This window comes from Methanobacterium sp. BRmetb2 (assembly GCA_003491285.1).
Classification (GTDB): Archaea; Methanobacteriota; Methanobacteria; order Methanobacteriales; family Methanobacteriaceae; genus UBA117.
In genome coordinates, this window is sequence record CP022705.1 from 2,069,391 (window position 1) to 2,085,187 (window position 15,797).

Annotated in this window: 18 protein-coding genes; 8 read left to right on the top strand and 10 right to left on the bottom strand. The window is 32.6% G+C overall.

All coding sequences use genetic code 11. From position 1 onward, the window contains the following. Positions 1-16: 16 nt before the first annotated feature. From CIT01_10440 to CIT01_10455, 4 genes are all read right to left on the bottom strand, one after another. Complete coding sequence (locus CIT01_10440) at positions 17-865, bottom strand: deoxyribonuclease (GenBank protein AXV38596.1); 849 nt, start codon at positions 863-865, stop codon at positions 17-19. 789 nt (positions 866-1,654) lie between these two features. After that, positions 1,655-2,353, bottom strand: coding sequence for a hypothetical protein (locus CIT01_10445; protein ID AXV38597.1), 699 nt, complete (start codon positions 2,351-2,353; stop codon positions 1,655-1,657). A 191-nt stretch (positions 2,354-2,544) separates the two neighbouring features. Then, a complete protein-coding gene (locus tag CIT01_10450; protein AXV38598.1) occupies positions 2,545-2,997 on the bottom strand; it encodes a hypothetical protein in 453 nt (150 codons plus the stop codon). 54 nt (positions 2,998-3,051) lie between these two features. Continuing rightward, a complete protein-coding gene (locus tag CIT01_10455; GenBank protein AXV38599.1) occupies positions 3,052-3,531 on the bottom strand; it encodes a hypothetical protein in 480 nt (159 codons plus the stop codon). 386 nt (positions 3,532-3,917) lie between these two features. Between CIT01_10455 and CIT01_10460 the strand changes: the two genes are divergently transcribed. The 6 genes from CIT01_10460 (at position 3,918) to CIT01_10485 (ending at position 8,690) form a co-directional block, all read left to right on the top strand. Beyond that, a complete protein-coding gene (locus CIT01_10460) occupies positions 3,918-5,900 on the top strand; it encodes a cobalt chelatase (GenBank protein AXV38600.1) in 1,983 nt (660 codons plus the stop codon). Positions 5,901-6,076: 176 nt separating this feature from the next. After that, the gene (locus CIT01_10465; protein AXV38601.1) at positions 6,077-6,586 is read left to right on the top strand and encodes a ribosome biogenesis protein; all 510 of its coding nucleotides are present in this window, start codon (positions 6,077-6,079) and stop codon (positions 6,584-6,586) included. Positions 6,587-6,588: 2 nt separating this feature from the next. After that, entirely contained in the window at positions 6,589-6,735 is a 147-nt protein-coding gene (locus CIT01_10470) for a 50S ribosomal protein L40e (protein ID AXV38602.1), read from the top strand. Between the two features lie 83 nt (positions 6,736-6,818). Beyond that, complete coding sequence (locus CIT01_10475; GenBank protein ID AXV38603.1) at positions 6,819-7,553, top strand: geranylgeranylglyceryl/heptaprenylglyceryl phosphate synthase; 735 nt, start codon at positions 6,819-6,821, stop codon at positions 7,551-7,553. Positions 7,554-7,773: 220 nt separating this feature from the next. Beyond that, entirely contained in the window at positions 7,774-8,454 is a 681-nt protein-coding gene (locus CIT01_10480; protein AXV38604.1) for a hypothetical protein, read from the top strand. Between the two features lie 35 nt (positions 8,455-8,489). Continuing rightward, a complete protein-coding gene (locus tag CIT01_10485; GenBank protein ID AXV38605.1) occupies positions 8,490-8,690 on the top strand; it encodes a hypothetical protein in 201 nt (66 codons plus the stop codon). A 25-nt stretch (positions 8,691-8,715) separates the two neighbouring features. Here the strand turns inward: CIT01_10485 and CIT01_10490 are convergent, their stop codons facing one another. The 4 genes from CIT01_10490 to CIT01_10505 all read right to left on the bottom strand — a co-directional run bounded on the left by CIT01_10490 (position 8,716) and on the right by CIT01_10505 (position 12,471). Further along, positions 8,716-9,387, bottom strand: coding sequence for a molybdopterin-guanine dinucleotide biosynthesis protein MobA (locus tag CIT01_10490; GenBank protein ID AXV38606.1), 672 nt, complete (start codon positions 9,385-9,387; stop codon positions 8,716-8,718). 98 nt (positions 9,388-9,485) lie between these two features. After that, positions 9,486-10,484 (bottom strand): hypothetical protein, encoded by a 999-nt coding sequence (locus tag CIT01_10495; protein ID AXV38794.1) that lies wholly within the window; start codon positions 10,482-10,484, stop codon positions 9,486-9,488. 408 nt (positions 10,485-10,892) lie between these two features. Continuing rightward, positions 10,893-12,122 (bottom strand): UDP-N-acetylmuramoyl-L-alanine--D-glutamate ligase, encoded by a 1,230-nt coding sequence (locus tag CIT01_10500; protein ID AXV38607.1) that lies wholly within the window; start codon positions 12,120-12,122, stop codon positions 10,893-10,895. A 115-nt stretch (positions 12,123-12,237) separates the two neighbouring features. Next, positions 12,238-12,471 (bottom strand): hypothetical protein, encoded by a 234-nt coding sequence (locus tag CIT01_10505; protein ID AXV38608.1) that lies wholly within the window; start codon positions 12,469-12,471, stop codon positions 12,238-12,240. A 202-nt stretch (positions 12,472-12,673) separates the two neighbouring features. On the opposite strand from CIT01_10505, the gene CIT01_10510 reads away from it, so the two are divergent. Next, positions 12,674-13,129 (top strand): hypothetical protein, encoded by a 456-nt coding sequence (locus tag CIT01_10510; protein AXV38795.1) that lies wholly within the window; start codon positions 12,674-12,676, stop codon positions 13,127-13,129. Between the two features lie 186 nt (positions 13,130-13,315). Continuing rightward, complete coding sequence (gene msrA / locus CIT01_10515) at positions 13,316-13,786, top strand: peptide-methionine (S)-S-oxide reductase (protein AXV38796.1); 471 nt, start codon at positions 13,316-13,318, stop codon at positions 13,784-13,786. A gap of 84 nt (positions 13,787-13,870) precedes the next feature. On the opposite strand, the gene CIT01_10520 is transcribed toward msrA, so the two are convergent. Together CIT01_10520 and CIT01_10525 are read right to left on the bottom strand one after the other, a co-directional pair. After that, a complete protein-coding gene (locus CIT01_10520; protein AXV38609.1) occupies positions 13,871-14,260 on the bottom strand; it encodes a hypothetical protein in 390 nt (129 codons plus the stop codon). Between the two features lie 39 nt (positions 14,261-14,299). After that, positions 14,300-15,670, bottom strand: coding sequence for an MFS transporter (locus CIT01_10525; protein AXV38610.1), 1,371 nt, complete (start codon positions 15,668-15,670; stop codon positions 14,300-14,302). Positions 15,671-15,797 lie beyond the last annotated feature (127 nt).

The window sequence follows — 15,797 nt, forward strand, 5'->3', positions numbered from 1 at the left end:
CTTTAGTAAATTGTTTCTAAAAATCAAGGTCTATACCATAGACCTTCTCCACGTTCTTCACATGAATTGTGTATGCATCCTCCAGACTTAAAATTTCTTTTCTTATTAATTCATTGGTTCTTCTGGGAACTGTTTTAGGACCTAAAACTGCACCTGGCCGATTTAAATCATCCAGATAATCAGTTTCCATTAAAAAGTTTTTACCTTTCTTTAAACCTTCTATTACTACAGTTCTGGTTGATATAAGTGAGGGAGTTAATCCAAAATTTTCTTTTTTATTCACTAAAGGCCCTGAAAAATGTTTGACTACTTTGTATGCTTTTAGTTTACTTTCGTGGGCCATGTTTGCAAATTCTTCGAATTCTTTGCTAGTAGCACTTTCAGTATGCAGCTGTACAGCACAATCTGCATCACTTGCAAGTTCCATAGAATATAAAATGAGTTTATTATGGATTTCTAGTTCTTCAGGGCTTACTTCATAATGAGGTCGTCCTATTTCCCCTATACCAATGGCATCACCCTTTTGGACTATTCGCTGTGCAGTCTTCAAGGCATCTTTCATCATTTCTTCTGCTCTGTTATGGGGCACTCCATTTTTGATCAGTCTGGAAAGTTCGGCGGGATGTACTCCAACAATGGCATATGCTTTAGTTTGGGTTTTGGAGTTTATTTCATTTACATAGGAAACCACTAATTCCATAGCCTCTTTAAAAGAGCAAGTATCACTAACAGTCCAGGTAGGTTTGTTAGGTATTATCATTATATTCCCACCAGCTCTTTCAAATTTTTTAGCAACTTCTAAAGGACCTTCCCCATTAATGGGATCTACGTGGATGTGATTATCCGTTACAGGTATTTCAGACATATAATTTCTCCATAATTACTAGAGATATTCATAATGTTTTAAGCATATTGAGTTATAATTAAAGGAATTTATAAATTTTCAGATATTGCATTGTTATTTTAAAAATAAGATTCTAATTTTATAGATATTTTTTATAATTTTTAAAAAAAGAATTTTTAGCTATTACTCCTTTAAATAGTTTATAACTAATTTTTGCTGTATAAAAAGTGTTTGAAGAATAATACCTTTAAATAAGTTACTTTAATTTTATAATAAATAATAAAATTAGTTAGGAAATTAATGCCATCCAGGGATTAATTGATATGTGGGAGTAGGTTATAGCAAAAACATAAACCCCTGGAAGTGACATTATGGCCCCTATGTTAGATTGATACATAGGTATCTATACTATTTACATATACCCTAATATAAATTTTACCATTTTTATAAAATAATTAATCATTTCATTATTTCATAATATAAGATGATGAAATTTTATGTCACTGGTCTAATGAATCACAAATATTATTAAAAATATAAATTATTACGTTGAGGGAAATAATATTAAAGTTATAAAAGTTTCGTTAATAATTTTTTGTATTGAAACATCTTTCTAATGGATTCTTGTTATGCAGAAGACCCAGTTGTAAATTTAGAGAATAACTCGAATGAACCAACATATACTGCTTCTGCAGAGATTCAAATCGAGCCATTTCATTTCTATTCAATGATATTTTCAGTTAATTTAATGTAGATAACTGTAAAATTAGTTTAATTTAATTTATAACTACAAGAATCCTATAGAAATTATTAAATGTAACTTTTTTTGTCTGGTTTTGAGTTGCAAGAAACACCGTTGATCTTCTTTTTTGGTGTTGCCGCACCCATCTTTTCTAATACTTCATTGTAGTCAACTTTAGTGTTTATACATCCATCTTTCAAGAGTGGCACTCCTTGACATGAGAACTTGGAGAGTTTCATCATTGCCAGATTCAAGTCTTGATAACATGCCACACCTAATACTGCTTTAAACCTGTTTTTTTCCGCAATTTTCTTAAGGAAAGTTGATCCGGGTATTATGAAAACTTTATATCCCATATTTTCTGCCTTCTTCTTCAAGGGCCCTATTACACATCGATTGCAGTCTGTACATTTTAATCCGGATGAATCAAGTTTTGCCTCGCAATCAGCATGTCGGAGACAATGAGGGAGTATCAATAATCTTTCTTCAGGTTCTGAATTGTCAAAAGCTTTTTTGTTAACCTTATTTCTTACCTCAACACCTATCTGATCAACTATTTTTTCTTCTAATCCCAAATTTTCTGAAAACTTCTTAAAAGGACCATAAAATATATCTATGGTAAAAAGTAGTAATTTAGGGAAAATGAGCCTATCTTGCCTTATCAAAATTTTTCCAAGAATTAAACTTAGTGAAAGGAGCAGTACAATAATTATACCTGCAATAAAAATTAACTGTCCAATTATTTGATAAAAATCGTACATTATCATGTTAATCTCGTTATTTATGTCTAAATATTACAAGTGCATTTTTTAATATTAAAAATCAAAAAATCATTATATTTAATATGTTCTAAAGACTATTTAAGTCTTCTATAATTTCTGTCCTTTTGATAATTAATGAATAAATTATCAAAATTCATTATTAGAATGGTAGTTATCTGGTTCTACTCTTTCCTATATTAATATGTTTCTGAAATTGGAGATTCTTTATCTTTTAATTTATTCAGTGATCTTTCTATAGTGTCTCTAACATGATCATCTTCATCAAAGAGAAATGGAAGTATTTGGTCGGTAACTTCTTTACCTCCCAGTTCCACCAGGGCTTCTATAGTACTGCATCGAACAACCCAGGAATCATCCTTAAGATAATCACTTATGTGAGGGATAAGATCTTTTTCGCCGATATATGCTAAAGATTGGATCGAAACAGCTCTAACTGCCCAAAATTTATCATCTAACATATCTAAAAGAGATTTAATGGTTTTTTTTCCAGGTATATATCTCAGTGCCTCTGCAGCTTCTTTACGGATGTAATCGTTATCACTTTTAAGTGCTAAACTCAAACCATTAATATCTCTGTCCCATTTCATGTTTTCAACATCAATAAGAGAGATATTGAATTTTTTATCCATTAAAAGAACTCCGCTGACTTCGGCAAATTTTATCAATTAATAATTCTATAATACTTAAGCTAGTTTATCTATTTTATTTCTAGATGCATTGCCTATTATTTCTACACCATTTTTAACAGAATTAATTTCTGTACCTGACAAATCATCTCCAGAACATAGTATATCTTGTTCCGGATGTGTTCCTGGAACAATATTACAGTTAAGACGTATATGATCTCCAGAGGCTACCACCATTTTAAGTCTATTGGATGTGGGATGATTTTCTGGAAGAACCACAATAGGGGATTTAATTTCTTTGATTAAATAAATTAATGCTTTTATACCTTTTTCTATCTTTTCCCCAGTATCAAATGCAGAAACAACTATTAAATCGTCAGGATCAAGAAACTGAACTATTTCTTCTTTTTCAGGCATTCCAATAAATAAATGGAGGTTATGGGATGATCTAGCAATCCCAACAGTACTACTTTTTCCCATTAAAAATAAAATTTCATCGTCTCTTATTCTAACGCTTCTAGATTCTCTGACTGGCATGACGGACATATAACTCTTTTTCCAATACCTTTAAACTCATTTTCACAGTCTAAGCATCTATATCTTTTGGTTTTAAGTTTTTTCATTTTTATGTCAGCCATGGGGCCGCCAACAGTACACATTATACATCACCATTTTTAAGGTATATTGGGAAAGTTATTTATTCTTTTTGTCTCCATCACAGTTAATAAAAATTGTATTAATATTATTCCTAAATGAATCAATTTGATTATCAACAACAAATTTATACTTCATAAAATGGAATATAATTCTAAAGGTATTATCTCAGTTTATATAACAGTTTAAAATGTTATTATCTTAAAAAATAGCAATAAAACACTAAAAATAAGAAAAATACATTATTTTTTTAAAAAACGGTGAGAATAGTGAAAAATCTCGTTTTCCCATTTAGCGCAATTGTAGGACAGGAAAATATAAAAAAAGCTTTAATCTTGAATGCTGTAAATCCATCAATTGGTGGAGTTTTAATAAAAGGTGACAAGGGAACTGGTAAAACCACAGCAGTAAGGGCTTTAGCTGATCTTCTTCCATCTTTGGATGTGGTTAAAGGATGTCCCTTTTACTGTGATCCTGCAGAAGAAACTTCCATGTGTGAAGCATGCAAAACTGGCGATATAGAAATTGAAAAACAAAAAATGCGTGTAGTAGAACTTCCTCTTGGTTCAACTGAGGATCGGGTGGTAGGATCTATCAATATTGAAAAGGCTCTTAAAGAAGGAGTTAAATCTTTAGAACCAGGTATCTTAGCTGAAGCTAACCGCAACATTCTTTACGTGGACGAGATCAATCTTTTGGATGATCATTTAGTTGACGTTTTACTGGATGCTGCGGCCTATGGTGTGAATATTGTAGAAAGGGAAGGAATTTCTGTCAGTCATCCCTCCAAATTTATACTGGTAGGTACAATGAATCCAGCGGAAGGAGAACTTCGACCCCAACTTGCAGATAGAATTGGGCTGCATATTGACGTACACACAATTATGGATATTGAAGAAAGAATAAAAATCATGGAACGTAGGGAAAGATTCGAAAACGATCCTAAAAGTTTCATAAAGGAATATGAAGATCAACAAAAAGAAATTCTAGATAAAATTTTACAAGCACGTGAAATTTTAAATAGAGTAAAAATTTCTAACGATTTAATGGAATTAATTGCCAGAGTATGTGTTGAAGCAGGTGTAGATGGGCACCGGGCAGATATTGGAATTTTAAAAACAGCTAAAACCATTGCTGCATTTAACCATCGTAAAAATGTTGATTTAAACGATTTAGAAGAGGCCACTTTACTGGTACTGGGACATCGGATGCAAACGAAATCATTTAATAAGAATGATGTAGAAAAAAAACTGGAAAAAGCATCAGATGATATGAAAAATGAAGAAACAGAAGAAAAACCAGTTCAACCAGAAAAATCAGAGGATACTGAGAAAGAAAAACAGGACAAAAAGTCAGTTCAACCAGAAAAATCAGAGGATATGTCTGGAAAAAAGGGTATGCAACTTAAAACTTTAAAGCAGGAGGAAAATATTCCTGAAACAGACCAAGAGGATGTCGATATAAAAAAATTGCTGAAAATGAAAGGTAAAAAAAAGAGGAAATTATACGGGAAACGAATGGATTCAAAAACTGAAAAAGGCAAATATGTTAAAAGTAAAATTCCTAAAGTTTCTTCTAAAGATATAGCAATAGATGCAACACTACGAGCAGCAGCAGTAAGATCCAATGGTGAGATTAAAGTTAAAAGTGAAGATCTACGGGAAAAAATTAGAAAACACGGGGCCCGAGCATCTATAGTACTGGTAGTGGACATCAGTGGATCCATGTTCTCAGAAAGAAAAGCAAACCGGGTGAAGGGCATATTAGAAGCTATAGTTGAAGATAGTAATAGACATAATGATAAAGTTAGTGTTGTTGGTTTTAAAGGCCAGGGAGCAGAGGTTATTATACCCACCACAAAACGAGCTACTGCCTTTCGCGAAAAAATTGGTAATATAAGCGTGGGCGGGACTACCCCCATGGCGTCTGGATTAAAAAAAGGTTTGGAAATACTAAAAAGTGAGCAGAAACAGGACGAATTTGTACCATTAATGGTAATATTAACTGATGGAATGCCTAATGTGGCATTAAATGAGGATCCCTCCCGGGATTCTCTAAAATTAGCTGAAGAACTAAAAGAAAATTATTTCCACACTATTGTAATTAATTTTGAAAAAACAGTAACATTAGGAAGAAATTTCAACATGGAACTGGCCTTAGCAGCAGGAGGACGTTACTACGAACTGGAGGATTTAAAGAATCCAGGGGGATTAGTATCAAAGATTTTGAACTATGAGCGAACTTTTATTTAAGTTATTAAATGACACTTTTTAATATTTTATCTTAAATTAATTACTTGATTAGGAAATTATTAGTAAAATAAATAGATTTAAATAATTTAATGTTATATTAAAATTATTAGTTTATTGGAAACTATTTTTAAGTAATTTTAAGAGTTAACCTTCTAAAATTAGAGAATATGAATTTTATGAAAATCGTTGCTTATCATGCAGAAGAGTGTGATCCTAAAAAGTGCACCACCCTTAAACTGGCACGTAAGGATAAACTTAAAATAGTCAACCAGCTAAATAAAATACCTAAAGGTGCGATAGTTTTAAATCCTTTCAGTGAGAAATCTGTATCACGTGAAGATCAAAAGACCATTATGGATACGGGCCTTGTTGCTATCGATTGTTCCTGGAAGAAAGTTGAAAGATCTTCTTTTATGTTTAAAACAGCTAAATATCATAGATCACTTCCCTACTTAGTAGCAGCCAACCCTACTAATTATGGTCGGCCCTGCATACTGTCTACTGCAGAGGCAATTGCAGCAACCTTTTATATAGTTGGATTTAAAAATATTGCTGTTGAAATTATGTCCCAATTTAAATGGGGACCTCATTTTCTAAAGCTCAATCATGAGTTGTTAGAAGCTTATTCCCATGCAGAAAGTAGCATGGAAGTTGTTAAAGTTCAAAATGAATTTATAGGAGGATAAAAATGGCTAGATTTGAAGAAGCAGAGAAAAGATTATTTCATATCAAAATATGCTTAAAATGTAATGCTAGAAACCCACCAACTGCAAAGGTATGCAGAAAATGTGGATACAAAGGTCTTAGATTCAAGGCTAAAGAACCTAGAGGATGAATAATTTTATGGGGAGAGTTAAACTCTTCCTCAAATCTTAATATAGTACTAATATTTAGTTTCAATGTTTTAAGTGATTTAAAATGAATGTAGAAAATTTCATCAAATTATCCTTAAATGATCATAAATTACATTTAACACTTATAGATCCTGATGAACAAGACCCAGAAACAGCTCTTAAGATTGCTCAGGAAGCAATTAAAGGGGGAACAGACGGGATAATGTTGGGTGGTTCCATTGCAGAAGCAGCAGATCTGGATGCAACAGCTAAAATATTACAGGAAACTATTGGCGTTCCCATAATACTATTTCCCGGTAATACCAGCGGAGTAAGTAAATATGCTGATGCTATGTTTTTTATGAGTCTACTCAACTCCACCAATCCCTACTGGATTATAGGAGCACAGGCTTTAGCAGCTCCAAATATTAAAAAAATAGGTATTGAAACTCTTTCTATGGGGTACCTGGTAATTGAACCTGGTGGAACTGTTGGATGGGTAGGTGACGCCAAATTGATACCTCGAAAAAAGGCGGATATTGCTGTAGCCTATGCAATGGCAGCAGAATTAATGGGAATGAAATTATTATATCTTGAAGCAGGTTCTGGTGCAGTAGAACACGTACCTGTGGATATGATAGCTAAAGTAAAAAAATTAACTGACATGATTCTAATAGTAGGTGGAGGAATTAGAACTAAAGAAGATGCTCAACGTGTCAGTGCTGCTGGAGCAGACATAATAGTCACTGGGACAGTAGTGGAAAATACTTCTGATGTTGAACATAAAATTAAAGATATAATATCTGGCATTAAAGATTGAAAACATTTTATAGTTGAATAATTCTGATTATACTTCATTTTTATAAAATATTGTCCTATTTAAAGAGTTTTAATTCTTTTATTTCATTCATAAACCTTTTTTTTAACTTTTTTTCTTATAATTATTCAATTTTTTATTGATATAAATTAATTACTTAGAATAATTAGTTAGAATGAATAGTTTTATAAAATCAATTGGAAATATTATTATAGGTGATAATATGTGTGAATGTGAAGTAAATGGTTATGAGGTTATATCTGACAAGATAAAAAATGATTTAGGTTTAGAGAAATCCCCTGTAGCAATTAAACTAGTTTTAAGGGAAGAAGATCTTCCTGATAATCTTGATAAGATAGATTCAAAGATGAGACACTGTGAAATGGTTCAAAAAGCCAGTCATGGAGATTCATTTTACGCTACTTCAGAAGATCAAATGTGTAAAGGGGGAGCAGCAGCTATTGGGGCAGATGAAGCTCCGGAGAAACTGAAAACAGGTGAATTTTATTATGAATTAGGTAGATTCTCATCAATAGGTGCTGCAAAAAGAACCTTAGATTCAATTCCTAAAATTGATCTTAGAACTTACGCAACAGCTTATTCACCACTGGAAAAGGTTAACTTTGATCCTGATGTAATACTGATTATCTGTAACCCTGCCCAGGCTATGAAACTTGCCCAAGCCCTTGTTTACACTTTAGGTGGTCGTGTTGAAGCTGACTTTTCAGGTATTCAATCTTTCTGTGCTGATGCTGTAGCCGGTCCTTTCATGAGAAAACAAGCAAATATTACTCTGGGATGCAGTGGATCCAGACAATATGCTGGAATAAAAGATGATGAAGTAATGGTGGGTTTAAACGGCGAGAATATTGGCTGTGTTGTTAATGCTCTCGATGCACTTTAAAAGTGCATTTTAAAATATTTTTAGGGGGATGTTTTATGGGTGAAACAAAAATATATGAAATCCTGGAAGAAGCAAAAGGTTTATGTAATAAGATAAAAAACTATGAAGAAGAAGCAGACCAAGAATTAGTTGTAAACTGGATATATGATACTCTTGAAGTTGTAGCTAAAATGGGTAAAGCCTTAGAAGAGTTAGAGGAAAGATTCGAACTTTTAGAGGATAGCTTAGAAAAATAATTTAAAGCATTCCATGGATATTATATTATAAATTATTTTTTTCCATTTTTTTATTTATTTTTAGATAATCATCATAACGGTTAATATTCACTAATTCTAACGAATTTAGAGGTTCCAACCCATAAAAGATTATCCCACTTTCTATCATTTTCCTTAAAACAGGATTTAAATTGCTATTATTTTGTTTAATATACCTTTTAAGAGTCGTTGAATGACATACAAATGGCATGCCAAGGCCTTCAGCTGAATTTAAAAACCCTGATTTGCCCCGGGCAAGTATGGAGATAATTTTTTTGGGATCATCAAATTCACTGGCGGCTTTTATAAGATTTTTCATAGTATCAGTAGTTACAGTGGGTTGATCACCAGCTAAACATAGGCATAATTCCTTTTTAGCCCTTAGAATGCCATTATAAAGTGATTGGGATAATTCAACATTCAAATTCTTATTTATTACTATTATTATCCTTTTATCATCAATTTGTTCAATTACTGGTAAAATTTCTTCCCTGTAATGTCCCAGAACTATTATGCACCGGTTCACTCCAGAATTTAGAACATTCTCTATTGTTTTAACTATTACCGGCTTCCCATTTAGATCCATGAGCAGCTTATTTTTAATGGGTATTTTTTTAGCTTTTAGATCTTCTATCATTCGTCGATTTCTGCCGGCGGCAGTAATTATTGCAGATACCATATAATCACAAAATAAATGGGATGATATAATAATGGTTATATATTGATATGGAATTGGTTAGGGTTAAATTATTATAAAAAATATTTTTTATTTCAAATTTATGTTGGCACTAATTGGATCATTTCAGCATAAATTACAGTGTTAGCTCCGCTACCTCGGGTCCACATACGTATCTGTACTGGATAATCACCAGTATTAGTAACCTTTATACCGCTGGAAGGACTGTATCCATAAATTACTGCATTATGTTCACCAGTCATTCCCTTAGGCATGGGAAATCCTGCTATTAATACCACATCTCTAAGTGCACGAGCTGGTGGACAAGTTCCATGAGTAGCATATCCTCCAGGAGCCTCTGGATCTTTCACACTAGCCAATCCTACCCTTTCTTTTCCACTAGATGAAGTAGCGGGTGGTATTATTGTGCCGTTCCATCCATATGAAAAGGTTTTAGCATTGTATGCTCGGGTATAATCTCCATATTCAGGATAAGACCCTAAATAACTTGCAGAACTAGCAATTACTTCTTCCGTATAGGAATTTTTGTAAACCATAATTGGATTACCTTCTGGATATCGGACCATATACTGGAAAACTTCTGTTCCAAAGTAGGTTTTAATTTTATTCGGTGGAACTGTATTTCTTCCATCATTAAAGTTGCTCAATTGAAAAATTATATTTATTTTATCTCCTTCATTTGCATATTTGTACCATTGTTTCAAATATTTAATATCAACAAAATCATGGGGCACGGTATCATTACTTATATAATCATAAGCAACACTTGAAATTTTATTATTATTTTCATAAATGTCTATACCTGAACTGGTTTTTACTGCATATGCAGTAGGCGTTTTATATCCCCAGATGAAATTAGTTGGAGGATCTACTATAAGTTTATTACCTCGAACAACAAGCATACCCGGTCCTTCAAATCCCTGGGCAGAGCCGTTTCGGGATATGCTACCACTGGTTAAGTGAATAATAGGTGTTTGCACAGTTCCTGTCATCAAAGTATAAATTATATTGAGAATATTAACATCATTTACATAATCAATAACATATTCTGGATGATTTAGAAGGGGTACCTTTCTAATATTATTATAATTAACCACCGGGGTGCCGGGCATTATGGTATCACCCAGTTTTAAATCTGTAATTTCGCTGGCATCTTGGGGAGGATAATATGATTCTAATGTTCGTCCTAAGGGATACATTACAAAAACTAGAATTATTAAAACAACTGCTACTTTAACGGTTTTATTAAATTTTGCCACTAAAACACCCCTATCAACTTCTAATCCAATTCTTAGAACTTAAATTGATTTTATTATAATTTAAAGATATAATGATTATCATATTTAATTCTATGAATATCTATGCAATTAATAGTATATATAAAATATAGTCAATTTTAATTTTTACTTACAATTAGCATTGATGTTCATTAATTTATTTAATTAACAGCACTATTCTTTAATTTGTTTTGAAACTGATATTAGGATTTAATTCAATTTATTAGATGTTTTACGTTCTAATTTTTTTTCAATCTGCATTATTTTGGATTGGCCATTTCCTCCCACAAAGATATTTGGGTATTTATAACTGAATTTAATTATAAAATCAACAATTTCTTCAATTTCATCAAATATTTTTATCTTACCCTTATATCCTTTACTCTCCACAAATTGAAAACAATCATCAACTGTATTATCTAAACCATTAAATAACCCTATAAATACAGGATTGTGTTTTACTGCCTCATTTAAAATATCCAATCGATATATTTCATTTTTTCTAGGCGTACCCAATATTACAGCATCAAATGTCATTTCATTAAATACAGCAGCAACTGCATCTACATTATCAGTTTTACCAATCACTATACTTGCATTTTGGATATTTATCTGTTTCAGCCGGCCATCAACGGTATTAAATTTTTCTAATGCGCTCTTTATTCTATTTTCCGGTATTTTTAAATGTTCAGCCACCTTTTCAGCGGCGGCGGCGTTGCTTTGGTTAAATCTTCCGAATAATCTAAGTTTTTTATCTGAAAAATCAAAGAATATGGCTGTATTTGCACAATATCCTATGTTTGCAAGATATGGATCATTTTTATTCAGTATGGCACTTTTTCCTTCAATAAATCTACAGAGACTTTCCTGATAATTCTTCAGTGTTTTATGGAAATTAAGATGATCTCTTCCAATGTTGGTTGCTACTATTAAGTCAAAATCAAAAAAATCAGCTGCAAAATCCATGGTCATATCACAGACTTCCACCAATAAAACATCATATTTTTCTTTAGAAGCTTCCAGTATTAGGTCAGTGTAACCTTCAAAGCCGCCACCGGCATTTCCACCCATTAACACTTTTTGGCCTGTTTCTTCCAGAATAGCCTTTATCATAAAGGAAGTGGTGGTTTTGCCATTGGTACCAGTAACACCAATGGTGAAGATGGATTTATGCTCATCAATTATTTCTGATAGAGATTTTTTATTCTGTCTTATTTTATGAGCAAAGTCATTATTCCATAGACCTGGACTGATAAGAACCGCGTCTGATTCATTGATTTTCTCAAGATCGTGAAAGCCTAAATCTAGATCTAACAGTTCATCAACTTCAATGTGAATATCATTGTTTAAATCAGATGCATAAACTTCGTATCCATTTTTTAGTAGTGAGTGAACAGCTTTTTTACCTTCTACTCCTAATCCAATTACTGCTATTTTCATTTTAATCTTTAAAAATTTTTAATAAATGAATTTTTAGTTTTTCGAAACTAAAACAAAGTTTATCTGATAAAAAGTATCGGTGAAATTAATTTTTATAATTAACAAAAATTAGAGTTTATTCCTCTTCAGTATCTTCTTTTTCATCCTCAATACCATATTCTTCCTTAAGTTTTTCAACTACATCCATTTTAGGCTTTAAATCATCTTCATATTTTTCTAACTTCTTTTCTTCTTTATTCATTATCCGAATTCCAACTAACCATAAAAGAAAAACTGCTATAACTACAGCAGCTACTATTAAAATTATTGGCACATAATTAAATATATTTATTCCGGCTCCAGGTCCCATAACAAACACTTATGTTAATTTAATATTAATTATATATTATAATAGACAATATAGTATTTATAGATTTATTTATGATAGAGGTGGGTTTATGAGGATTTTTGATGAGGTTAAAGGACAAGGATCAACAGAATATTTATTATTGTTAGGGGCGATACTGTTTATAGCAATTGCCGCCATATTAGCATACTCATCTTATTTCAACATTCCCAACAACAATACTCCAGTTAAAGTCACACTTACCATAACTAATATTGGACCTAATCCATCAACTTTTATTTATGAAGCAAACAACACTACCAATGGTAACGAATGGATCAAAAGCGGATCATATGGAAATCAATTTTTTACATTAGCAGTAAACCGTAACCGTACCTTTAATCTAGGAGAAATGCTGCCGGGCACTACTTTTACCATTGAAGGTGGTGTGGGAAATCCAACCAGTGGATCAAGTCAGCATAAAGGTATTGGACAGTCTGGACGATGGACTTTAACCATTGGTGATCAGACCTATTCATGGGTAATTACTGGACCCTTTGACTATATGAAAACTCCCACTGGAAGTGTTTTAAGATCATTTAGAATAACTGGAGGAACTGGAGGGGGCAGCCCATACAATACCACTTCCGATATAAATGAAGTTAGAACCAATGTATCCTGAGTAATTGATTAAAAAATTATGTTACTAACTATCAATTTCCTAACTGGAGTATATCGTTTTGTAGACCCATAATCGCCTCGAACAGTACTACTTAAAGTATACTCATGGTTCTTATCATAGGTAGCTTCATACAAATCATCAAATAAAGATTTTTAAGATAGGGTGGATTTAATGAGTGAAAAAAAATTGGATAAAGCTACATTTGCAGCGGGATGTTTTTGGGGAGTAGAAGACGCATTTCGCAGGGTTAAAGGAGTTGTATCTACCAGAGTTGGGTATACTGGCGGCCATTTTGAAAATCCAACCTATGAAGATGTGTGCACTGGTCTTACTGGTCATGCAGAGGCAATTGAAATACTTTTTGACCCTTCCATGGTTAGTTATGATGAATTACTGGATGTATTCTGGAGCATACACGATCCTACCACTCTTAACCGACAGGGTCCTGATACTGGTTCACAGTACCGTAGCGCGATTTTCTATCATAGTCAAGAACAGGAAAAAGCGGCCGTATTATCTAAAGAGAAATTACAAAGTTCTGGTCGTTACATAAACGATATTGTAACAGAGATAACAAATGCATCTTATTTTTATCCGGCGGAAGACTACCATCAGCAATATTTTGAAAAAACTGGTCGTCGAAGTTGCAGATTTTAGTCATTTAATGTTCTCCACCCAAATTAGGTCATAGAAGGATATTATAACTATCGACTTTTATTTTTAGAATTACTATGAGTAAATTTAGTTTTCTAATGCATTTTCTTTAATTACTTCAATGATGCAGGGTGTATTCCATCCAACTATGTCCTGTGCGAGATTTTCAATAAAAGTGGGAACATTTTCCATTCCATAGGGTCTAACTACAATTAATGGTTTCTTAAATTTTTGGGCAATTTTTATCTGTTTTTCTACTGATGAAGGGTTTTTTGAATATTGTCCCGATAATATGATAACCACATCCACATCTTTAATCTGCAGTTCTAGGTTTTCATTTCCATCCCCGGGTTTGGCAAGATTTATCCATTCAAATTCATTTGCAGCATTTAATTTATCTAAAAATATATTATACTCCTTAAAATCTTCAATATGGCTGATATATATTTTATATACTCTTGATTCTTCTTCCCACAATTCTATTCCCTTCCATTATTTATTGATTTTATACATTCATTATTTATTGATTTTTTTAATACTTAAAACTGAAAATAACAATCCGATAAATGATAAAAATGCGAATATTATAAATGAAAGTGTTGAACTGGCTAAAAAAGATGAATAATTAGCCGGTATAATATCCACGTTTCCTAAAAACAGGGCCAAAGCCAGCATGGATATTCCCATCCCAGTCATTTGCCCCAGCACTCTCATACTACTTAAAGTTGCTGATGCAACCCCGTAATACTTTTCTTCCACAGAATTCATCAATGCATTGGTATTAGGGGAAGAAAAAAGGGCAAAGCCCAGTCCAACAATTGCTAAACCTACACCAATAAACCATAATTGTGTGTCTGTATTAATGAATGCAAATCCTCCTAAGCCCACTGCTGTAAGTCCCATTCCAGCTGCAGCCACGTATTCGGCTCTAAATTTATCAGATAGTCTTCCTGCAAATGGAGAAAATACAGCCATCATTATAGGTTGTACAGCTAATATTAATCCAGAATCTTGAGGATTTAATCCTTTTACATATTGAAGATATAAACTTAATAAGAATACAATAGGCACCCCAGAGTTATAGTTTATAAGAGCAGCTAGGTTGTTGAAGGTGAAAGATAAATTTTTAAAAAGGTTAACATTCAATACAGGACTTTCCATATTCTTTTCCACAAAATAGAACATTATGATACCTACCAAACCACCAAAAATCATCGCGAAACCAGTTATTTCAGGCAGTAAGGACAATCCATACATTAAAATAATCAGTGAAATAGCAAGAATTATGGATCCTACAAGATCAAATTTTTCACCTACAGCTTCTGCCCATTCACCTTTAAGTTTTATCACAGCGTAAGTAGCTAATATACCAATGGGCACATCAAAGAAGAATATGCTCCTCCACCCAAAGTACTGGGTCAAAAAACCTCCTAAAACAGGCCCCAGAAATAAACCCATAAAAACACCGGTTATAGATATCCCCAATGCTTTTCCACGTTCGCTGGCAGGAAATATTGATGATATTATAGCAGCCACATTTCCAAAAATCATGGCACTACCCATTCCCTGCAATATCCTTAAAATTATCAACATGGTAGCTGAAGTGGAAAAGGCAGCTATTAATGAAGCAATTGTGAAAATTATTATACCATAGGTGAATATTTTTTTCCGACCATATATATCGGCAATTCGGCCAAAAGGAATCAAGAATATGGCCAGTGACAGGAGGTATGAAGTGGGAATCCAACTTAACATTATTGCAGTTATTATAAAATCGTTAGCAATAGACGGTAAAGCCACATTTATAGAAGAACCCATAAATGGTGTTAAAAACGAGGCTAAAACAGCCACAATTAATGCATAATTCTTTGTTGAACTTTCATTCATTTAATCAACTTTAAAATAATTTTTTTTTTATTATGAACAAAATAAATAAACAGAAATCAAGTATTAAAATAATTATTCTTTTAATAGATTGGTATACCTCCGTAGAGTGGTACAGTCTTTTAAAATC